The sequence below is a fragment of the Pseudomonas fluorescens genome (assembly GCF_001307155.1).
Taxonomy (GTDB): Bacteria; Pseudomonadota; Gammaproteobacteria; order Pseudomonadales; family Pseudomonadaceae; genus Aquipseudomonas; species Aquipseudomonas helvetica.
This window is the reverse complement of record NZ_CP012830.1, coordinates 507,025-528,682: the sequence shown is the minus strand read 5'-3', so window position 1 is coordinate 528,682 and position 21,658 is coordinate 507,025. Positions and strand designations below refer to the sequence as shown.

Genomic DNA, 21,658 nt, shown 5'->3' with positions numbered 1-21,658 from the left:
TACATCATCCTCCGTTTGTCCTGACTTCATTCCCCGCGCAATCCCCGCACAGTCTCGCGTCCCACAGTGACCGCGCGAAGATTGAGAATGCTCGATCCAAAAAAACTGCAGGCCTTGAACACTGCCATTGGCCATCTGGTCATTGCTGCGCTGAACCCGAAAAGCCCGGACATTCAAGCCGTCTTCAACGACTTTCGGCACTGCCTCAGTGACTACGATTCCTGGGCCGAAAGTTTCTGGACGGGCGCAGCGCTGGATGTCGAGCAGGTGTTCAGGGTTGGCAACGACGTCAGCCTCAGTGCACCGAAAAACTCGACCACTCCGATCAGCGCCACCGTTGCGTCCTGTCCGGCCGGCGGATCGTTGACCCTGGTGCACATGTTCGAGGCGGCGCGTTTTGTGCCGATCGGCAATACCCCGGTGATGCTCGAAGCATTGATCGATGGGCCGGGAGGGGATGAGGTGGTCGGCGAGCCGGTCCACGCAGTTATCGGCCTTGGCGGCATTCTCGAAGTCCCCGAATGCTGGCGTGGCCAGCGGCACCGAATCACCTTTTACCCCAACGTCACTCAAGACCACGTCAAGGCACTCTACGCCTCTTATCAAACCACCATTACCGAGCTTGAGGACTGGCTGCAAAGCGAGTGGACGAACGAGTTTCAACCGTTGTGGGCGAGCTTTTCGCAAAGCGGTTTTATCGAGCGCTACAACGCGTTGCAGCAGGCTGATCAACGGGGTGTTGAAAGCGCCTTGCTCGACCTCTGGGACGATGTTCAGCAGCTCTATCAACTGCTGGCCGACCTGCAAGCCAACAGTGAAAAGCTCCTTGAGTACCTGACCCAGGCCGAGCTCGAAACCCTGCTCAACGCTTCCACAGAAGCGATTGCCAATGGTTTGCTGGTGCTCAGCGATGAACCGTTGCTGTTCATCTATCTGACGGCCGTCACCAGTTGGTTGCGGATGCTACCGCCGCAGTACGAAGCCGAAGTAATGGCCGAAATACGTACAGGCGTGTTGGTTGGATTGCTCCTGGCTTGCGTGACCGGACCGATGGGCGTTGGGGCCGGTGTGGGCGCCAAAGTGCTGGGGAAGATCAAGTCGCCGCGTGCTCGACAGTGGTTGGCAGCCTTGAGCATCCGACTGGCGCAAGTGTCGAGCAATCAGCGTTTCAGCAGTCATGCCGATGCGCTCAAGCCGCTGATGGTGAGTGCCCGGAAGGCGTCGCTGGCGCCAACACCCCGAGGGCCGCTGAAGATTACCCCCGGTGAAGCGCCGATCCTTTACGTGAAAAACCCTGCGGCCATCGCCCGCGACAAGTCTGGGCCCAAGACCAGCCTGAGCAAGCAGGAGCATCACGACAACGCCCCGGATCAGGCGAAAAACCCCAACGGCGACAGCGCCGATTCGGCAGATAAAACCGCCACCCACAACTGCCCGGTGTCGATGGTCACTGGCGAAGAACTGCTGACCCTCACCGATGGCGAGCTCGATGGTGTGCTGCCGTTCGCCTTCACCCGGTTGTACCGCACCAGCGCAGTCGAAATCGATAGCGGATTGGGCTTTGGCTGGAGCCACTCGTTGGCGCATCGCCTGGAAATCGACGGCGACAACGTCATCTGGATCGACCACGAAAACCGCCGCACACGATTTCCGAGACCGAGCGTCGAGCGTCCGGCGATCCACAACAGTTTGTCCCGTGCAGCGATTTATCTGGGTGACGACGTCGATGAACTGATCCTCGCTCAGGCCGGTGAGGCGACACGGTTCTACCATTTTCGTGACGGTAACCTCACGGCCATCAGCGACCCTTACAACAACCGCCTGCGTATCACCCGCGATCGCCAGGCGCGGATCAAACGTCTGGACAACGGCGCCGGTCGCGCCTTGCTGTTGTGTTACGACCGGCGACATCTGATCGCCGTCGACTATCAAGTCTATCGCGCGGCTGCGAGTGCCGATGAAGCCTGGCAGACCGAGCAAACGCTGGTCGCCTATCGCTATGACGACTGCCATCGGCTGATCGAAGCCATCAACGCCGCAGGCGAAAGCGAGCGTTACGACTACGACAATCAGGCGGTGATTCTCCAGCGGCAACTGGCTGGCGGCGCGAGTTTTTTCTGGGAATGGGAGCGCGAAGGCAAAGCCGCCCGATGCGTGCGGCACTGGGCGAGTTTTGCGCAGATGGACGCCCGTTATGCCTGGGACGATAACGGCAGCGTCACGCTGCACAACGCCGATGGCAGCGAAGAGGTTTACGTCCACGACCAGCAGGCGCGGCTGGTGCGCAAGGTCGAGGCGGGCGGGGCCGAACACCTCAATGCTTACGACGATAACGGTCAGTTGGTGGCCGAGAAAGATCCTCTCGGCGGTGTCACCCAATACACTTATGACGACGCCGGGCGGTTGCTGGCGGTCATTCCGCCAGAAGACGAACCGACTTACTACGAGTATCACAACGGTTTCGTTCGGGTGATGCGTCGGGGCAAGGCGCGTTGTAAGTACCAGCGAAACATCCAGGGTGATATCACTGAGCAAATCGACCCTGATGGGCATGTCACCCATTACCAGTACGATGATCGAGGGCGACTGCTGTCGATCCGCTATCCGGATAACAGTTGTCACCTCCTTGTCTGGAACAGCCTCGGGCAACTGACCGAAGAGCAACTGCCGGACGGTGGCCGGCGGTATTTCGCTTACGACGCATTGGGCCGGCAAAGCCGTCGTCAGGATGCACAGGGTGCGGTCACCCAGTATCAATGGGACGTTCTCGGCCGGCTGATCCAGACCACTTTGCCTGGAGGTGTCACCCGCGCCTTCAGCTACAACGCCTACGGAAAACTCATCGCCGAACGCGATGAGTCGGGCCAGGTCACGCGCTACGAATACGCTGATGACCTGCATCTGGTCAGCCGTCGCATCAATGCCGACGGCAGCCAGTTGCACTATCGCTACGACAACGCGCGGTTGTTGCTCAGCGAAATCGAAAACGAGGTGGGCGAAAAGTATCAGTTGGCGTACGGCGCCAACGGACTGATCGAGCAAGAAACCGGTTTTGATGGTCGGCGCACCGCGTACCGCTATGACCTCAACGGCCATCTGCTGGAGAAAACCGAATTTGGCGATGACGGCTCAACGCTGATCACCGCTTACCAGCGCGATGCGGCGGGGCGCTTGCTGGTCAAGACCTTGCCCGATGGCCAGAAGGTCGACTATCGCTACGACAGCCTTGGTCGTCTGGTCAGCATCGATGACGGTCGCGACCACCCGTTGGAGTTCGAGTACGACCAGCAAGACCGACTGATCACTGAGCATCAGGGTTGGGGCACCTTGCGTTATCGCTACAACGCTTGCGGTCAACTCGATCACCTGCGCCTGCCGGACAACAGCACCCTCGACTACCACCATGCCAAGGGCGGCGCGCTCAGCGCTATCGACCTCAACGGCACGCGGCTGACCACGCACGTCTTTGACGCGGGACGCGAGCGGCAACGCCAGCAGGGCCAACTGCTCAGTCGGTATCACTACGATGAGCAGGGTCGATTGCACGCCCACGCGGTTTCTCATGCTGAGCAGCCATGCCATCGTCGCGATTACGCCTACAGCGCCAACGGCAACCTCGACTTCATTGCCGACAGTCGTCACGGCCAGCGCAACTATCACTACGATCCGCTGAACCGCCTGGTTCGCGTCCGCCACTCTCGCGATCCACAGCAGGAAAGCTTTGCCCATGACCCTGCCGGCAACCTGCAGATGCACGATCGCCCGGGCCTGGCGACGATCAAAGGCAACCGCCTGCTGCTGCAAGGCGACCGCCATTACGACTACGACGCCTTTGGCAACCTGATCTTTGAGCGCCGCGGCACCGGGCAGAAACTCGTCACCGAATACCGCTACGACTGCCAGCACCGGTTGATCGGCATCACGCTGCCGGATGGCAAAACTGCCAGCTACCGCTATGACGCCTTCGGTCGGCGCATCGCCAAAACCGTCGATGGCCACACCACCGAGTTCTTCTGGCAAGGCGACAACCTCGTCGCCGAACGCGGCAAAGAACACTACCGCAGCTACGTCTACGAACCCGGCAGCTTCCGCCCCCTGGCCATGCTCGACGGCTTCGGTCCGCGCAAGGCCTGCCCGTTCTACTACCAACTCGACCACCTCGGTACCCCGCAGGAACTGACGGATTACAGCGGCGAGATCGTCTGGTCGGCGACCTACAAGGCTTACGGAAAACTCGCCAGCCTGAGGCACTTCGGTGAAGAACAGCTCGAGCAGCCGTTGCGCTTTCAGGGGCAATATTTCGATGCTGAATCAGGCCTGCACTACAACCGGCATCGCTACTACAATCCGGACATTGGCCGCTACCTGACGCCGGATCCGAGCAAGCTGGCGGGTGGGTTAAACGGGTATCAGTACACCCCGAATCCGACGGGGTGGGTTGATCCGTTGGGGTTGAATGACTGCCCGGAGGCAGGTAAGTGCAAGAAGCCGGGGGAGGCGGAGAATCCGGCGGCGAAGGCGGGGGTTGATGAGGGAGAAGCTAAGGCTCCAGAACCGAAGTCGCGACCTCAGGATTTTGGAAGTGAGGAAAAACTTGAAGGGCATTACGAAAAACACGGTTCGGAGTTCGGCGCGACGAGCAAAGAGGAGTATTTGCTTATAACACGAGATGTTGTGAATCAAGGAACACGAGTTGAATACAAATATCAGGGTGAGATTCGAGCAGGTTACTTACTGCTAATGGGTAATAATCGCAGAGGTGATGCAAAATTCGCTTTTGTCGGAACCAACAAGAATCAAGAAATTACGACTTTGCATACAAAAAGCGGAAAAGATTTTTGGAGAACAATCAACGGTGACGCTCAAGATAAAGTGGTGAGGCCCTCGAATGAGTAATGTAGACCTTGCACTCGTAATCTCGATCGGCGGGATAGTCGAGGAGGAAGTTGTGCTGCTCGTTAACGGTACCGTTGTTAAGTGCTTTGCGAGCTATTGCCCTCGAAATATTGTGCTAGGGGGGAGTTACGAGGTTGAGCTGGATATGGTAATTCCCGACAGCGATTTTATCGCTTTAGCCCAAGAAACAGATGTTATGGTTGAAAGGGTTGATGATGGATTTTCGTGTGTCCTTTATGGATATTTAGATGGGGGGATTTTCAGGTCTTTTGTTGATTTTTCGGATCAGGATATTCACTACGAATACCCATCTTTCAATGAGCAGTTTGTAAGGATAAAAGTAGATCGAATTGATGTGGCTTTCTGAGGTGAGAAGGAATGGGGAGGCCAGAGCAAAATCTTAAAACTCAATTCCTACAAACTATGCAGTTGAGGCTCCACCTCCAAGCTATCAATCACATAAATACTCCCCCCCTGAACATTCTTCGCATGATGCTTGGCCTGTGAGGCCATTTCCGCGAGTTGGCTGGCGTCGAGTTGTCCACAGGCCTCTGGGTGTAGATGCACCACGCCAATCGACAGCGACAGCAGCGCAAATTCCTGGCGGACGCCCTGACGATTAGGCGCGATGAAGCAGCCGGCTTCCAGGTGTTCGCTGCGGTAGAAGCGTCGGCATTGGCTGTGGAAGTCCTCGAGCAGCTGGTTCAGGCGCTTGCGCCAGTCTTCTGGACCGAGGACCAGCAGGAAATCATCGCCGCCGATATGGCCGACGAAATCGCGGCTGGGGTCGACGCGGTCGTTCAGGCATTGCGCCAGGCACAGCAGGACTTCGTCGCCGCGGCCGTAGCCGTAGATATCGTTGAAAGGCTTGAAACTGTCGATGTCGACGTAGCAGATCACCGACTCGCGGCTCTGTTGTAGCAGCCGGCTCAGGCACTGCTGGATCGGCACGTTGCCCGGCAACAGGGTCAGCGGGTTGGCGTAGCGGGCCTGTTGGATTTTCAACTCGGTAATCAGTTTGAGCACATCGATCACCCGACCCAGGCCCAGATAGCCGGCGTTGAGGGTGATGATGAAATCCTCTTCGATGCGCTGTCGGGCGCGGCTGGTGATCAGCCGGCTGACCTGTTGCAGCGACTGGCTGAGCTCAACGGCGAGGAAGTCATCGCTCATTAGCCGGCTGATCGGCTTACGCGCGAACAGATCGGTGGCAAACGGCTTGAGCAGCGCATCGGACAGCGAATGACGGTGGACGATGCCACAGGGCTGACCGAGTTCGTCGAGCACTGCCAGCGAGTTCAGATTGGCCTGACGACGGAAGGCTTCCAGCACGTCAGCGGTAGGGGTATCGCGGTGTACAGCCGGATGTTCGTTGAGCAGGGCGCTGAGGTCGCTGCCTTCATCGTTGAGCGCCACGGCGCTGCTGTCGTGCTTGGGCATCATCGTCCGGGCGTCCCGTGGCGGGTGCTCCTGCGGACGGCACAACAGATAGCCCTGCACCAGGTCGACCCCCATCTCGGTCAACACCGCGAGTTCTTCCGGCAGTTCGATACCTTCGGCAATGACCTGTGCCCGCGAAGCTTTGGCGATCTGCAGGATCGAGCCGACGAATTCGCGCTTGAGCGCGTCCTGATGAATGCCATCGATAAAATGCCGGTCAATCTTCACATAGTCCGGACGCAGTTCCGACCAGAGCCGCAGGCTCGAATACCCGGCGCCCAGGTCATCCAGTGCAATCGAAAAACCCATGGCACGGTAGTGATGCAATGCATTTTGCAGCAACTGAAAGTCGTCGGTCGGGGTTTGCTCGGTCAGCTCGATCACCACCTGGCTTGGCGGAATGCCGAAGTCCTGGAGCATTTGCAAGGTTCTACCCGGTTGATGGCCGGCTTCGAGCAACGATTCGGGAGAGACATTGAGAAAGAGCTTGCCCGGTAACTGCTGTTCATTGAAGCGGCGGCAGGCGCTGTGTCGGCAGGCCATTTCCAGTTCGCTGAGACGGCCTACCTGGCGGGCCACGGCGAATAACGCGATGGGCGAATGCAGAGGGTTGTTGGAGGGCCCGCGACTGAGGGCTTCATAGCCGAGGATGCGTCGTTCGGACAGTGAAACGATCGGCTGGAACAGACTGTGCAAACCACTTTGAGCCAGTATTGAACTCAAGGCACTCAGCTGTTCGGTCGTGGTCATGGCGATCTCTGGCGATAAAAAAAGGACCGGGCCCGCTCTTTTTCAGAGAGCGGGCCCAGTCCTTTATTTCACGACAGAATGATGACTGTTTGATGACGATCCGGGGATCGTCAGCATTAAATTGCCATCACTTTTTGTTGCTGGCGACCGCGGTGTTCAACTTCAAGTAATCCAGCAGGATCCGCCCGGTTTCGCTCAGGTAGGCATCGTCTTCCGGTTTGGTCTTATCTGGTTCGGCCGCGATGGCGTCTTCGTCTTCTTTCTTCAGTTCCTTGAGCGGATCTTCGCCCTTGGCCTTGCGGCGGATGTTTTCCATCACCAGCTGCTTGGCTTCGATATCGGCGTGTTGCGCGCGACGTTCGGCTTCATTGAGGCTGACGGTTTTTTCCGCCATCAGCTTCTGGGCCAGTGCCAGCTTGTCGCGAATGAACACAAACTCCGCGTCCTTGGCCGAACGGGCATCATGCTCGGACTTGAGCTGTGCCAGGTACGGTTTGAACGGGTCGACTGCCGGCTTGATGGCCGGGCGAATGGTGTCCCACGGCATGGATTCCGGCAGGGCGCTCTCGCCGATTTCCTTGGTGTCGATGATCGACGGGAAGTCGACATCCGGCAGCACGCCCTGATGCTGGGTGCTCTGTCCGGAAACCCGGTAGAACTTGGCCAGTGTCAGTTTCAGCTCGCCATGGTTCAGCGGCTGGATGGTTTGCACGGTGCCTTTGCCGAAGGTCTGGCCGCCGATGATCAGCGCACGGTGGTAGTCCTGCATGGCGCCGGCAAAAATCTCCGAAGCCGAAGCAGACAGACGGTTGACCAGCAACGCCATCGGGCCTTTGTAGAAGGCGCCCGGGCTTTCGTCTTCCAGTACATCGACCCGGCCGTCGGCGTTACGTACCAGCACGGTCGGACCTTTGTCGATGAACAGACTGGTCAGCTCGGTGGCTTCTTGCAAGGAACCGCCGCCGTTGTTGCGCAAGTCGATGACCACACCGTCGACCTTGTCTTTTTGCAGTTCGGTCAGCAGCTTCTTGACGTCGCGGGTGGTGCTCTTGTAATCCGGATCACCGGCGCGGAACGCCTTGAAGTCCAGGTAGAAGGCCGGGATCTCGATGACGCCGAGCTTGTAGTCCTTGCCGTCCTGCTTGAGGTTGAGGACCGACTTCTTCACCGCCTGATCTTCAAGCTTCACCGCTTCGCGGGTGATCGAGACGATCTTGGTGGTCTGGTCGTTTGGCGCATTGCTGGCCGGGATCACTTCCAGGCGCACCACAGTGCCTTTCGGTCCACGGATCAGCTTGACCACTTCGTCCAGGCGCCAACCGACGACGTCGACCATTTCTTTGCTGCCTTGGGCAACGCCGATGATCTTGTCGGCCGGTGCAACCTGCTTGGTCTTGTCCGCCGGGCCTGCCGGCACCAGGCGCACTACTTTCACCTGGTCGTTATCGCTCTGCAACACGGCGCCGATGCCTTCCAGCGACAGGCTCATGTTGATGTCGAAGTTCTCCGCGTTATCCGGTGACAGATAGTTGGTGTGCGGGTCGTAGGACATGGCGAAGTTGTTGATGTACGCCTGGAAGATGTCTTCCGGACGGGTCTGGTCCAGGCGCGACAGCTGATTCTTGTAGCGCTTGGTCAGGGTTTCCTGAATCTGTTTGGGGTCTTTGCCGGCGATCTTCATCCGCAGCACTTCGTCCTTGACGCGTTTGCGCCACAGGTCGTCGAGCTCGGCAGTGGTCTTGAGCCACGGGGCGTCCTTGCGATCGACCAGCAAGGTTTCCCTGGTGGTGAAGTCCATCTTGTCGACGCCTTTGTTCAGCTCGACCAAGGCAAAGTCCAGACGCGCCTTGACGCGGTCCAGATAGCGCTTGTAAATCGTGAACCCGGCGTTCAGGTCACCGCTTTTGAGGAACTCGTCAAACTGGTTTTTCCATTTGTCGAATTCGGCGATGTCGCTGGCCATGAAATAACTGCGCGACGGATCCAGCAGCTTCAGGTAGCTGTCGTAGATGATCGCGGAACGTGCGTTATCGAGCGGCGGCTTGCTGTAATGGTGGCGCTTGAGCAACTCGACGACGTTAAGGCTGGCAATCACCTCGTCACGATCGGGCTGAAGGTTGTCCCAGCTATTGGCTGCGAACGTAGTGGGCGACAGCGACAAGCTGCCCAGGCCAATGAAAAGCGCAAGTGCGGTGCTGGGGAACAAATGCTTCATGCTGATTCGACGCGGGGGCAATTGATAACGCATATTAGGCCGTCTTTAAAGTCGCCGGTTCCACAAGGCTCTACGCAAACTGCTCGCGTATCGATCAGGCTGGGTTAAAACTGCCTGATCGCCACTCGGCGAATTTTCGTACGACCCTGGGCCGGTCGCATAATGCAAAAAACCCGGCGCTACAGCATCGGGCTCAGTCCAGACTCACTATGGAGGCACTGTGAAAGCATTGCAAGGCGTTGAAGGTCGAGTGGAGTGGGTTGAAGCGCCCAGTCCGACGTGTGACGTAGGACAAGTTCGCATTCGAGTGGCGGCAGCGGGTCTCAATCGAGCCGATTTGTTACAGAAGGCAGGGCTCTATCCGCCACCACCGGGCGCCAGTCAGGTGCTGGGCCTTGAATGTTCAGGTGTGATCAGCGAGGTCGGCGCAGGGTCGTCCTGGCAGGTCGGAGACCGTGTCTGCGCACTGCTGGCGGGCGGTGGGATGGCCGAAGAAGTGGTGGTCGATGGCCGTCACGTATTGCCCGCGCCCGAAGGCTTGTCGCTGGTCGAAGCGGCAGCGTTGCCCGAGGTCTACAGCACCGCCTGGCTGAATTTGTTCCAGTTGGCTGCGCTCAAACCGGGTGAGAAAGTTCTCCTGCACGCCGGGGCAAGTGGAGTTGGTTCAGCTGCCATTCAGCTATGCAAGGCGTTCGGCAACCCGTGCTGGGTCAGCGTCGGTTCGGCGGACCGGCTGGCCTACTGCGAGGCGCTGGGTGCGCAAGGCGGGGTGGTGCGCACTGATGGGCTGGATGGTTTGCGTGACTTGGGGCCGTTCGATGTGATCCTCGACCCGGTCGGCGCCAACTATGCCGCGCTGAACCTGAAGTTACTGGCGCTCGACGGTCGTTGGCTGTTGATCGGCTTGATGGGCGGCCGTGAAGCGCCGCTGGATCTGGCGCAGGTGCTGGCCAAACGGATTCAGCTGCTGGGTTCGACCTTGCGTAGCCGTGACGAGCAGTTCAAGGCCGATCTGTTGAGTGACCTGAGCCAGCATGTCTGGCCGCTGTTCGCCGAAGGGCGCCTGAGCCCGCAATTGGCCAGGACCTTCCCGATCAAGGACGCTGAAGCGGCGTTCGCCGAGCTTGCGACCAACCGGGTGTCGGGCAAGTTGGTGCTGGTGATCGACGAAAGCCTGATTTGACTACTGAGAGATCGTTCCCACGCAGTGGGAACGATCAAGGTCACTTCCAGATGTGGATCGGCCAACCGGCCTTTTCGGCATGTTCGAGCAGTACCGGATCCGGGTTGACCACATGCGGATGGTCGACTTTGATCAGCAACGGCAAATCGTTGCGTGAGTCGGAATAGAAACTTGCGCCTTCAAGGTTCTCCTCTTCGGCGTCCAGCCACTCCAGCAAGCGAGTGATCTTGCCTTCGCGATAGGTCAGGGTGCCAACCGTGTTGCCGCTGTAGACCCCGTGAGTCACTTCCAGCTCTATAGCGAGGATCTCGTCGATACCCAGGCGTTCGGCGATGGGTTTGACCAGATGTGTGCCCGAAGCGGAGATCACCAGAATCCGGTCGCCGGCCTTGCGGTGCTCGGCGATGGCTTTGCAGGCGTCGCTGAAAATGATCGGTTCGATGAAATCTTCGACCCATGGGGCCACAAGGTGCTCGATTTCTTCCGGGGTGCGTCCGGCCATCGGCTCCAGGCTGAAGGTCATGTAATCCTCCATGGCCAGGTGGCCCCTGCCATAGGCGTCCATCAATTCCTTGTCGCGACGCAGGAAGGATTCGCCGTCGACCCAGCCGAGGCGGGCCATCTGCTCGCTCCACAGCGAGGCGCAGTCGCCGTGGATCAGGGTTTCGTCCAGATCAAAAATTGCCAAAGCCATCAGTGCTGCTCTCTCTTTAACAGTGTGCACAGCGAAAACATCAGGCTACCTCACACAGGGCTGTCGGATCGATGGAAAGTGCCAGCCGTTGACCATCGGCATGCAGGTCAGCCGCCGAACGGTTCAGCACGTCCACCACCAGTTCAACGCCGCGAGCCTCGACCCGATAGCGGATCACGTTGCCCAGCAGGCTGTGGCTACGGATCAGCGCATCCGGCTCGCCATTACGGCTCAGTTCGATGGCTTCCGGGCGAATCGCGATGCGGCCATTGATCGGACGTTGCAGCAGCTTGCTGGCGCTGGCGGCATCGAGCAGGTTGTAGTTGCCGATGAAGCCAGCGGCAAACACATCGACCGGTGCGGTGTAGAGCGTTTCAGCATCGCCGCTCTGGACGATCTTGCCTTGGTTCATCAGGAAGATCCGGTCGGACATGGTCAGGGCTTCTTCCTGATCGTGCGTCACGAAAATCGTGGTCAGCCCCAGCTCGCGCTGAATCTGCCGGATCTGCTCACGCAGGTGCTTGCGGATTCGTGCATCGAGTGCCGACAGCGGCTCATCGAGCAGCAGCAGGCGTGGTCGGGTGACCAGCGAGCGGGCGAGGGCCACGCGCTGGCATTGGCCGCCCGACAGTTGATGCGGATAGCGGCTGGCAAAATCGGTCAGTTCCACCAATTGCAGCACTTGGAGCACCCGCTTGCGGCTGTCGTCGGCGTTGACCTTCTGCATGCGCAAACCGAAGGCGACGTTCTGCTCCACGGTCATGTTGGGGAACAGCGCGTAGCTCTGGAACACCATGCCGATTCCGCGTTTCTGCGGGCTCAGCGGCACCAGGTCATGGCCGTCGAGCAGGATCTTGCCACCATCCACCGCGGTCAGCCCGGCGATGCAGCGCAGCAGGGTCGATTTGCCGCAACCGGACGGGCCGAGCAGGGTGACGAACTCGCCTTTCTGGATTTCGCAGTTGATGTCGCTGAACACCGGAGTGCCGGCGGAGCCCGTTTGCGAGTAGCTTTTTTGCAGGTGTTGGACGCTGACATAGCTCATTGGCTTTTGTCCTTGTTCAAGATATTGGCAGCCCAGGTCAGAACCAGCACAAAGAAAAAGTAGGAAATCACCAGCGCGCTGGTGAAGTGACCGCTGCTGTTACGCATGTTATTGAGGTAGACCTGCAGGGTTTCGTAGCGCGTGCCGACGAGGATGTTGGCGAACACGAACTCACCGAAAAGGAATGAGAATGACAGCAGCAACGCGACCATCAAGCCCTTGCGCAGATTCGGCAATACCACCAGGAACGCCGCTTGCCAGGTGCTGGCACCGAGCAGCTGGGCGGAGTCCATCAGGTCGCGCAGGTTGATCGCCTGCAGGTTGTTGGTGATCGCCCGGTACATGAACGGCAGCGCCACGGTGAAGTAGCAACCGACCAGAATCCACGGTGTGCCGACCATCGCGAACGGGCCCGAACCGTAGAGCTGCAACAGCCCCACCGAAGACACCACGGGCGGCACCGCGAACGGCAGGAGGATCAGGATGTTCATCAGCGCATCGAGTTTCGGGAAGTGGTAATGCACCACGAACAGCAGCGGCAGGATCAGCACCACCGACAGAATCAGCGCGCCCACGCAGACCAGCAGTGACTGGCCAAAGGCGTTGAGAAAACGCGGGTCGCTCCACAGTTGGATATACCATTTGAAGGTAAAGCCGCTGGGCAGAACGGTGGCCGACCAACTGCTGGCGATCGAGTAGATCAGGGTCCCGGCCAGCGGCAGCAACAGAATGGCGAACAGCAGATAAACCACGACCCGGTGATAGACACCGACGGGGCCCAGTTCAGCGCGAGACATGGTAGCTCCTCTTCAACAGCAACTGATGGACCACGGTCACCAGGGTCATCAACGTCACCAGCACAACGGCCAGGGCACTGGCCATGTTCGGGTCCAGGGAAATATCGCCCGAAACCATCGCCGCGATGCGGATCGGCAGCACGTTGAAGTTGCCGGTGGTCAGGGCGTAGACGGTGGCGTAGGCGCCGAGGGCGTTGGCCAACAGGATCACGAAGGTGCCGAGCAAGGCCGGGGTCAGTACTGGCAAGCCGATGTGCCGCCAGAACTGCCAGCCGCTGGCACCGAGCAGGGATGCCGATTCGCGCCAGTCTTCACGCAGGGCGTCGAATGCCGGGTACAGCAGCAACACGCCGAGGGGAATCTGGAAGTAGGTGTAGAGGATGATCAACCCGGTTTTCGAGTACAGGTTGAAGTCTTGAATAATCCCGGCCTGTTTGAGCATGATGGTGAAACTGCCGTTGAACCCCAGCAGAATGATGAACGCAAAGGCCAGCGGGACGCCGGCGAAGTTGCTGGTCATGTTGGCGAAGGCGTTGACGAAGTTGCGCAGCTTCGAATCGACCCGGCGCAGCGAGTAACTGCCGAGGATTGCGATGACGATGCCGAACACGCTGGACCAGAAGCTGATCTCGAGGCTGTACTGGATCGCCTGCATGTAGAACTTCGAGCTGAAGATCTTGTTGAAGTTGGCCAGGCCCCAACCGAACTCTTCCGATTGCACGCTGTTGATCAGCACCCAGCACAGCGGGGCGATCTGGAACACGATAAAGAAAATGGCGAAGGGCACCAGGCACAACGCCGCCAGCCATTTGCCACGGGTGATTGAATTCACTTGAGCAGCTCCCGGCACACAGGCTTGTCGTGGGCAACACCCAGCAACTCGCAGACAGTGCCACACAGTTCGGTTTGTTTCGGGGCTGCATGGGGATTGAAGCTGAAGGCATCGCCGATAACGAACAGCGGTACTTCACGTTCTTCGGCCAGCAGGCCGTTGTGGGAGCGGTCGTTGTTCATGCCGTGGTCGGCGGTCACCAGCACCTGATAGCCAGCGTCGAGCCAGCCTTTTAGGTAGTCGGCGAGAATGATGTCGGCCGAGCGGGCACTGTTGCGGTATTGCGCAGTGTCGAGGCCGTGCTTGTGTCCGGCGTCGTCGATGTTCATGGGGTGAACCAGCAGAAAGTTCGGCGCATGACGCAGACGCAGGTTCTCGGCGTCGGCGAACAGGTGCGAATCGGGGTAGTGATCGGACCAGTAGAAATGCGCATGCTGGATTGGCAGTTCAATGTTGTCGGTGTGGCGGTCGCGGGCCGCCACAAATGGCGAACGGTTATACAGTTCGCTGACCCAGTGGTAGGCCGCAGCGGCGGTGCTGAGCCCGGCGGCGGTGGCGTAGTGGAACACGCTGCGCTGGTTGGACAGGCGTGACACGTTGTTGTGGACGATACCGCTGTCGATCGGTGTGACGCCGGTGAGGATGCATTCATAGAGCGGGCGCGACAGGGACGGCAGTTCGCATTCGAGTTTGTAGAGGGCTGCGCGTCCTGCGCCGACATAAGCCTGAAGATGTCCCATGGCGTGGCGGGCAACCTCGTAATTGAGGCCGTCGAGCACGACAAGGATGACGTTGTGCTTCATGGGGGAGGAAACTCCAAAATCAGGTGGTAGCGTCAAAACCTGTAGGAGCAAGGCTTGCCCGCGATGGTATCGCCGCGCTCGTTAGACAGATCGCGGTGCCTGCATCGCGAGCAAGCTTTGCTCCTACGGATGCAGCATTACTGCATATTGATGATGACTTCTTCCTGCCACTTCTGCGGCAGGGCCTTGGAGGTTTTTTCCCAGGCATCGGCGTCGGTGATCGGCTTGGGCTTGGCGGCTTCGTACTGCGCGGCCGGGATCAGGTTTTTCGCGACATCAGCAGGCAGTTTCAGGCCCGTTTCAGCACGAATCGGACGGGCGTTACCGCGCGCCAGATTGATTTGGCCGGCATCGCTGAAGATGTACTCGCGGGCCAGTTTTGCGGCGTTCGGGTGCTTGGCGTATTTGTTGATGATGGTGGTGTAACCGGACTTCACCGAACCATCGGACGGGATCAGCACGACGTAGTCATCCGGGTTGACCATCTTGGCTTTATAGCTCAGGCCATTGAAGTCCCAGACCACACCGACTTCGACTTCACCCTTTTCCATGGTGGAAATGGTCGGGTTGGCCAGCGACAGGCGACCTTGCTTGGCGATCTCGGCGAACATCAGCAGTGCTGGTTGAATATTCTTCTCATCACCACCGTTGGCGATGGCGGCGGCCAATACACCGTTGGCGGCTTGTGCAGCGGTGCTCACGTCACCGATGGAGACCTTGTATTTACCGGTCTTCAGGTCAGCCCACTTTGTTGGGGCTTCGGAGCCGTGGAGCAGCTTCTTGTTGACGATAAACGCGATGGTGCCGGTGTAGGCCAGTGCCCAGTTACCGTCCTTGTCCTTGGCCCAGTCCGGAACTTGCGCCCAGGTGCTTGGCTTGTACGGTTGAACCACGCCTTGCTTGACTGCGATCGGGCCGAAGGCGGCGCCGACGTCGCCGATGTCAGCACTGGCGTTGTCTTTTTCGGCGGCGAACTTGGCGACTTCCTGGGCCGAGCTCATGTCGGTGTCGATGTGCTTGAGGCCGTAGTTCTTGGCCAGGTCTTCCCAGGTACCTTTCCAGTTGGCCCAGTCATCGGGCATGCCGACGCTGTTGACGGCGCCTTCCGCTTTCGCAGCGGCTTCCAAGGCTTTTAAATCGGTATCAGCCGCCATGGCTGCGGTGCACATGGCAATGGTCGAGCCTAACAGTGATGCCAGGAAAAGCTGTTTCATCCGAAGCTCCTTTGGGCGTATTCAACGCTGCGTTTGCGGTTTGTTGGTCTAGGTCAGCAATACCTGAGCCAATTTAGGTGAGCTGGATGACACTTTGATGTCGGTATCAGGCGCGCTCGCATTCTTTTCGCTCGGTAGTGAGGGCTGCGAAGTAAGCGTAGACCATGGCCGGAAGGCCGGTTTGCAAGGACTTGGCCGCTTATTTGCACAGGTCTGGATCAGCCGTTCGGCGGCTTTGTCATCGATCAGTCATATGTATTGCCTAGGCTTGCAATACGTTTCAGGACGCGCTTTTTGGCGCAGTCCTGCTCTGAAACAGTGCTGGTCTAGTCCAGATAGGTAACGTTGATGCGTGAAGAGGCAACGAAAGCGGTGACAGCCATCGGTCAGGTGCTCCAGGAGCAGATCGACCACGGTCTGCTGGCGCCCGCGAGCAAGCTGCCGGCCGAGCGCAAGCTCAGTGAGTTGTTCGGGACCACGCGGATCACTGTGCGTGAGGCGTTGTTGCAGTTGGAGGCGCAGGGGCAGATTTATCGCGAGGAGCGGCGCGGCTGGTTCGTTTCGCCACCGCGTCTGGCGTACAACCTGATGCAACGCAGCCACTTTCACGCGATGGTCAGTGCGCAGGGGCGGGTACCGTCGACCGAGGTGATTTCGGCGCGGTTGCAGCCGGCGTCAGCGGCGGTGTGTGCCTGGTTGCAGCTGCCGGCGTTGTCGAGTGTGATTCAGATCTGCCGTTCGCGGCGTATCGATGGGCGGTTGGTTTTGTATGTTGAGCACTATCTGAATCCGCAGTTTTTTCCGGGGATTCTGGCGTTTGATCTCAATCAGTCGATTACCGAGTTGTATGCGCGGCATTATGATTTGCACTATGGGCGGGTGCGCTTCGAGATTGTGCCGACGGCGTTGTCGGTGGATGCGGCGGCTGCGCTTCGGGTGTCCGTGGGCAGTCCGGGGTTGCGGATTGCGCGGGTCAATTATGATCAGCATGGGCGGTTGATCGATTGTGATCTGGAGTTTTGGCGGCATGATGCGATTCATGTCGGGGTGGATGTGGTCTGAAACTGCTCCCGTTCCTGCTCCTGCTCTTGTAGGAGCCGAGCTTGCTCGCGATGACGGCCTGACAGCCGACCAATCTCCCGCAGATGTACATAGATCTACTGTGGGAGCTGGGCTTGCCCGCGATGGCGGCCTGACAGCCGACCGATCTCTTGCAGATGTACATAGATCTACTGTGGGAGCTGGGCTTGCCCGCGATGACGGCCTGACAGCCGACCGATCTCTTGCAGATGTACATAGATCTACTGTGGGAGCTGAGCTTGCTCGCGATGACGGCCTGACAGCAGACCAACCTCTTGCAGGTGTACATATCCATTCCTGCGGTAACGGCCGCTTGCGGTTTCGCCCTGACGGCGACTCCCTTTGGCAGACGCCCCAAAGGAAGCAAAGGTCTTCGCCCCAAGCGTACGGCACCTCGCCTAGGCTCGGCGTTCCCTCACTCCGGTGTCCATCAGGGGGCATCGCCTACGGTCTGCTGCGCGACGACCTCCTCTCGATGTGTCCGGCTGCGCCGTACGGCACTGCGCGCCAACCCCCTGATGAACACCTCCACTCGGCCTCCCGAAGGGGCGGTAGATCAAAAGCAAAGCACGGCGGCCTGCCGGCCGGCCTGAGTGGTAAGAGCGCGAACGGCTTTAGATCGTTGCCACGTGCAGCAAAGGAATGCAGCCCTGGAGGCTGCGCGTCTGCTTTTTGCGTTATTCCTTCTCCAGCCCGCCGGCCGCGGTTACTACTTGAATGCTCATGCGCGGTGTCGCCAAATCCAGTCCTGCTTCATCCAGATGGCGTTTGAGTGACAGGTTGAACGCTCTTGAGACTTCCCACTGTTTGATCGGTGCGGTCTTGAACCGTGCGCGCAGAATTGCGCTGCCGGACTCGAAACTCTCGACGCCCTGGATTTCCAGCGGCGACCAGATGTTGCGGCGTTGTATCGGGTCGGTGCGCATTTTTTGGCCGACGTCGCGCATCAATTTGATCGCGTCATCGATTTCCATGTTGTACGGCACTGCCACGCGGAAGATCGCGTAGCCGAATTCCCGTGAGTAGTTCTTGATGCTTTTGATTTCACTGAACGGGATGGTGTGCACGATGCCGTCGATGTCGCGCAGGCGCACGGTGCGGATGGTCAGGCCTTCGACGGTGCCCAGGTGGCCGCCGACGTCCACGTAGTCGTCGATGGCCAGCGAGTCTTCGATGATGATGAACAGCCCGGTGATCAGGTCGGCAACCAGCGACTGCGCGCCAAAACCGATGGCCAGGCCGATCACGCCGGCACCTGCCAGCAGCGGTGTGACGTTCATGCCCATGTTGGCCAGTGCGACGATCATCCCGATGATGAAGATCGCCACGAACAGCACGTTGCGAATCAGCGGCATCATCGTTTGCGCCCGCGCATTGGCCTGGCCTTTGCGCGAGCGGGTGAGGGCGTGGTGCACGGCGGTGTCGCTGAGGATCCAGATCAGCCACGCGAAAATCAGCGTACCACCCAGGCTGAACAGTTTGACGCTGACTTCATGGCCCTCACCTTCGGTGAAGCGGATCAGCGACATGCCCCAGACCCGCAAGCCGAGTTCGATGAACACCAGCCACACCGCCAGATGCGCGAGGGTATAGAAGAAGTTCTTCAGGCGCTCCGAATACAGCGCATGACGCTTTGCCCCGCGTTGTGGCTTGAGCGCGTGGCGGCGGACCAGGCCGTTGATGACCATGCACAACACCAGCAGCACGGTGCAGATCAGTGATTGGCGCAGCGCGGTGCTGGTGTCGCCGGCGGAGACGAAGGTGGCGAACAGCGAGATTCCCACCAGCACCAGTGCAGGCAAGAACCAGAAGGTCCCAAGAATCTCGATCGTGTCGCTCAGTGCACGGCGGGTCAGTCGCCGCGACAGCGGCTGGTTGCGGATCAGGTGGGCGATGGGCCGACGGAAACGCAGGATGAACAGGCCGGTGAATATCGCTGCCAGCACATTGGCGATGGTCGCGGTGATGTGCGCCAGGTGAATGCCGAGGCTGGTGACCAGCCGTGGGTCGTTCAAGGCTTCGCCGAAGGCTGCAAAACTGCCAATCAGCCACAGGGGGCGAAAGGCCTGGTGCCGCAGTATGTACAGGGCGCGATGGCGGTGCGGGCCGTCGAGCACGGAGAACGCGATCACGCAGATCGCCGAGAAGCAGGTACCGACCACCAGTGCATAAGCCAGCACCATGGCCAGGTATTTACCCAGCGATGAGGGCAAGGCGTAGCTCATGTAGACAGTAATCAGCAGCGCGATCAGCCAGGGGCCGAGTTTACGCAGGGCAAAGCGCAGCATGTCCCAGGTCTTGGGGTGTTGCGGCAGTTCTTCGGTCAGGCCGAAGCGCGTTCGAACGCGATGACCGAGCCAGATCAGCGCAGCGGCGAGCAGGCTCCAGAGCATCAGGATCAGGGCGAAGGCAAAGAGCATCGGCAGCCATTCACTGGCTGGCAGCATCAGTGCGCTCAGTTCGTCCTTGGCCAGTTCGAACTCATCGGACCAGCGAGTGAGCGGGCTGTCGGCGCCGGAAAACTGTTTTTCGAGGTTGGCCAGGGTGCCGCCGATCAAACCGAGTACGCCATCTTCGGTCGGTGTCTGGGCTTTTTTGCTGACGTCGCGCAGTTTCTTCAGGTCGGCCAGCAACCTGGCTCGTTGCTGATCGTTTTCCAGTGATTTGATCACTTCGTCCAGCGATTGCCCCAGCGGTGCGGTTGCTTCGGGTTGGGCTTTTGGTGAACCGTTGAGCAGGCTCGGCAGGCCGACGGCCTGAGCAGGCGCCACGGGAAGCAGCATCAACAGGCAGATGAACAACGTAGACGGCAGGGCAAAAAGACGAGCGAACACTAGGCGGTCAACCTCAACGGGTACAGGTCGACCGAGTGTACGAGCGGGGCAAAACCAATGCGAGCGCAGTCAGTGCTTTTATTCGTTCAGCTTGGCGAGGATTTTGTAAATCACGGTGGCGAGGATCAGCAGCATGCCGATCCACATCGAGAGCACCCCGGCGTTCTTGTCACGAAAGTTGAAGCCAATGGCCAGCAGGATCATTCCCGAGAGAATCGGAATGAGCATGGAGTTGAACACAGACATCGAGATCATGACGACAGCCTTGTCGGGGAAGGTGATGTAAGTCTAGGTGGCTTTTGTGCGACGTGGGTTGATGCGTGTCAGAAATGGTTCAGCAGCATCGCGTAATGACAGTGGCGAGGGAGCAAGCTCCCTCGCCACAGGGATTGCGTTACGGCAACTCGCGACTGGCGTAGAAAGCGCTCAGCACTTTGACCAGGTGCGCCAGGTCATGGCTGCCGCACAGCTCACGGATCGAGTGCATGGCAAACGTCGGCAGGCCGATGTCCACGGTGCGTACGCCCAAATGGCTGGCGGTGATCGGGCCGATGGTCGAACCACAGCCCATGTCGCTGCGCACCACGAAGCTTTGCACCGGAACTTCTTCGGCCATGCACAGATGACGGAAGAACCCTGCGGTTTCGCTATTGGTGGCGTAGCGCTGGTTGCTGTTGACCTTGATTACCGGGCCGGCATTGAGTTTCGGGCCGTGATTGGCGTCGTGTTTGTCGGCGTAGTTGGGGTGTACGCCGTGGGCGTTGTCGGCCGAGACCAGCAGCGATTTCTGAATGGTGCGGACGAACTCGTCACCCTCAGGCAGCAGACGACGCAGGGTTTGTTCGAGCATCGGGCCGTCGGCACCGCATGCCGAGCAGGAGCCGACTTCTTCGTGGTCGTTGCACACCAGCACGCAGGTTTCATCGGTTTCAGCTGTCAGCAAGGCTTGCAGGCCGGCGTAGCACGACAGCAGGTTGTCCAGGCGCGCACCGGCAATGAAGTCGCCATGCAGGCCGATGACGGCAGCACTTTGGGTGTCGTAAAAGCTCAGCTCGTAATCGAGCACCACGTCGGCGTTCAGACCGTGTTCCCGGGCCAATTGATCGGTGAGTACGGCGCGGAAGTCCACGCGCTCGTCACCGGCAAATTGCGCGAGGATCGGCGGCAGTTCGGTCTGTGCGTTGATCGCCCAGCCCATGTTGGCTTCACGGTTGAGGTGAATGGCCAGGTTGGGAATGGTGGCGATCGGTGTCTTGAAGTCGATCAGTTGGCTTTCGACCTTGCCGTCGCGGCGAAAGGTCACGCGACCGGCCAGCGACAGGTCACGGTCAAACCAGGGGGCGAGCAATGCGCCGCCATAGACTTCGACGCCCAACTGCCAGAAACCCTGACGCTGCAATTCAGGTTGTGGCTTGACCCGCAGGCATGGGCTGTCGGTGTGAGCGCCGACCAGGCGGATGCCATCGTACAGTGGGGAATTGCGGCCCATCTTGATGGCAACGATCGAGGAGTCGTTGCGCGTGACGTAGTAGCGACCATTGGCTTCGGTGGCCCAGGGCTCGCGCTCGTCAAGGCGCTGATAACCCGCCGCTTCCAGACGCTGAACAAGGCTGGCGGTGGCATGGAATGGGGTAGGGGAGGCCTTGAGGAAGTCGATCAGGCCTTGGTTCAACTCTTCGCGCATAAGTAGCTCCAGACAGCAGTGCCGCGAGTTTAACGTATTGATCGAATAAAGTGCGTCAGGTGCGGAGCCTGTGGCGAGGGAGCTTGCTCCCGCTGGGCAGCGAGCTGCCCCAAAACCAGTTGCCGCGTTCCGTCAGGCGGAGCGCTTTTTGCCAGAGTTACGACTGCTTCGCCCGAGCGCGGACCGGCCGG

At 59.2% G+C, this 21,658-nt stretch carries 15 protein-coding genes; 4 read left to right on the top strand and 11 right to left on the bottom strand.

What is annotated here, in order from left to right; genetic code table 11:
* Nucleotides 1-87: 87 nt before the first annotated feature.
* Together AO353_RS02455 and AO353_RS02450 are read left to right on the top strand one after the other, a co-directional pair.
* Nucleotides 88-4,896, top strand: coding sequence for an RHS repeat-associated core domain-containing protein (locus AO353_RS02455; protein WP_054593528.1), 4,809 nt, complete (start codon nucleotides 88-90; stop codon nucleotides 4,894-4,896).
* Entirely contained in the window at nucleotides 4,889-5,263 is a 375-nt protein-coding gene (locus tag AO353_RS02450; RefSeq protein WP_054593527.1) for a hypothetical protein, read from the top strand. Before AO353_RS02455 ends, AO353_RS02450 begins: the two co-directional genes overlap by 8 nt.
* A 47-nt stretch (nucleotides 5,264-5,310) precedes the next feature.
* Here AO353_RS02450 and AO353_RS02445 read toward each other — a convergent pair whose 3' ends face one another.
* Together AO353_RS02445 and AO353_RS02440 are read right to left on the bottom strand one after the other, a co-directional pair.
* Complete coding sequence (locus tag AO353_RS02445) at nucleotides 5,311-7,086, bottom strand: bifunctional diguanylate cyclase/phosphodiesterase (RefSeq protein WP_054593526.1); 1,776 nt, start codon at nucleotides 7,084-7,086, stop codon at nucleotides 5,311-5,313.
* A gap of 127 nt (nucleotides 7,087-7,213) precedes the next feature.
* Complete coding sequence (locus AO353_RS02440; RefSeq protein ID WP_173860024.1) at nucleotides 7,214-9,301, bottom strand: carboxy terminal-processing peptidase; 2,088 nt, start codon at nucleotides 9,299-9,301, stop codon at nucleotides 7,214-7,216.
* 220 nt (nucleotides 9,302-9,521) lie between these two features.
* On the opposite strand from AO353_RS02440, the gene AO353_RS02435 reads away from it, so the two are divergent.
* Complete coding sequence (locus AO353_RS02435; RefSeq protein WP_054593524.1) at nucleotides 9,522-10,484, top strand: zinc-binding dehydrogenase; 963 nt, start codon at nucleotides 9,522-9,524, stop codon at nucleotides 10,482-10,484.
* A 40-nt stretch (nucleotides 10,485-10,524) separates the two neighbouring features.
* On the opposite strand, the gene AO353_RS02430 is transcribed toward AO353_RS02435, so the two are convergent.
* The 6 genes from AO353_RS02430 to AO353_RS02405 all read right to left on the bottom strand — a co-directional run bounded on the left by AO353_RS02430 (nucleotide 10,525) and on the right by AO353_RS02405 (nucleotide 15,869).
* Nucleotides 10,525-11,178, bottom strand: coding sequence for an HAD family hydrolase (locus AO353_RS02430; protein ID WP_054593523.1), 654 nt, complete (start codon nucleotides 11,176-11,178; stop codon nucleotides 10,525-10,527).
* 40 nt (nucleotides 11,179-11,218) lie between these two features.
* On the bottom strand, nucleotides 11,219-12,223 hold the full coding sequence (locus AO353_RS02425) for an ABC transporter ATP-binding protein (RefSeq protein ID WP_054593522.1): 1,005 nt from the start codon (nucleotides 12,221-12,223) through the stop codon (nucleotides 11,219-11,221).
* The gene (locus AO353_RS02420) at nucleotides 12,220-13,020 is read right to left on the bottom strand and encodes an ABC transporter permease (protein WP_054593521.1); all 801 of its coding nucleotides are present in this window, start codon (nucleotides 13,018-13,020) and stop codon (nucleotides 12,220-12,222) included. The genes AO353_RS02425 and AO353_RS02420 overlap by 4 nt, the downstream gene beginning before the upstream one ends.
* Nucleotides 13,007-13,852 carry an ABC transporter permease gene (locus AO353_RS02415; protein WP_054593520.1) on the bottom strand — a complete coding sequence of 282 codons (846 nt, stop codon included), beginning with the start codon at nucleotides 13,850-13,852 and terminating at the stop codon, nucleotides 13,007-13,009. Before AO353_RS02415 ends, AO353_RS02420 begins: the two co-directional genes overlap by 14 nt.
* Nucleotides 13,849-14,655 carry an alkaline phosphatase family protein gene (locus AO353_RS02410; protein ID WP_054593519.1) on the bottom strand — a complete coding sequence of 269 codons (807 nt, stop codon included), beginning with the start codon at nucleotides 14,653-14,655 and terminating at the stop codon, nucleotides 13,849-13,851. Before AO353_RS02410 ends, AO353_RS02415 begins: the two co-directional genes overlap by 4 nt.
* Before the next feature lie 137 nt (nucleotides 14,656-14,792).
* On the bottom strand, nucleotides 14,793-15,869 hold the full coding sequence (locus AO353_RS02405) for an ABC transporter substrate-binding protein (protein WP_054593518.1): 1,077 nt from the start codon (nucleotides 15,867-15,869) through the stop codon (nucleotides 14,793-14,795).
* Between the two features lie 348 nt (nucleotides 15,870-16,217).
* Here AO353_RS02405 and phnR point away from each other — a divergent pair, with 348 nt between their 5' ends.
* Nucleotides 16,218-16,931, top strand: a complete 714-nt coding sequence (phnR, locus tag AO353_RS02400; RefSeq protein WP_054593517.1) for a phosphonate utilization transcriptional regulator PhnR — start codon at nucleotides 16,218-16,220, stop codon at nucleotides 16,929-16,931.
* 695 nt (nucleotides 16,932-17,626) lie between these two features.
* Here the strand turns inward: phnR and AO353_RS02395 are convergent.
* The 3 genes from AO353_RS02395 to AO353_RS02390 form a co-directional block, all read right to left on the bottom strand.
* Entirely contained in the window at nucleotides 17,627-19,783 is a 2,157-nt protein-coding gene (locus tag AO353_RS02395) for a mechanosensitive ion channel family protein (protein WP_054593516.1), read from the bottom strand.
* A gap of 78 nt (nucleotides 19,784-19,861) precedes the next feature.
* Nucleotides 19,862-20,038: a hypothetical protein gene (locus AO353_RS31300; RefSeq protein ID WP_173860023.1), complete on the bottom strand. Its 177-nt coding sequence runs from the start codon at nucleotides 20,036-20,038 to the stop codon at nucleotides 19,862-19,864.
* Nucleotides 20,039-20,177: 139 nt separating this feature from the next.
* Complete coding sequence (locus AO353_RS02390) at nucleotides 20,178-21,467, bottom strand: M18 family aminopeptidase (RefSeq protein WP_054593515.1); 1,290 nt, start codon at nucleotides 21,465-21,467, stop codon at nucleotides 20,178-20,180.
* Nucleotides 21,468-21,658: the final 191 nt, after the last annotated feature.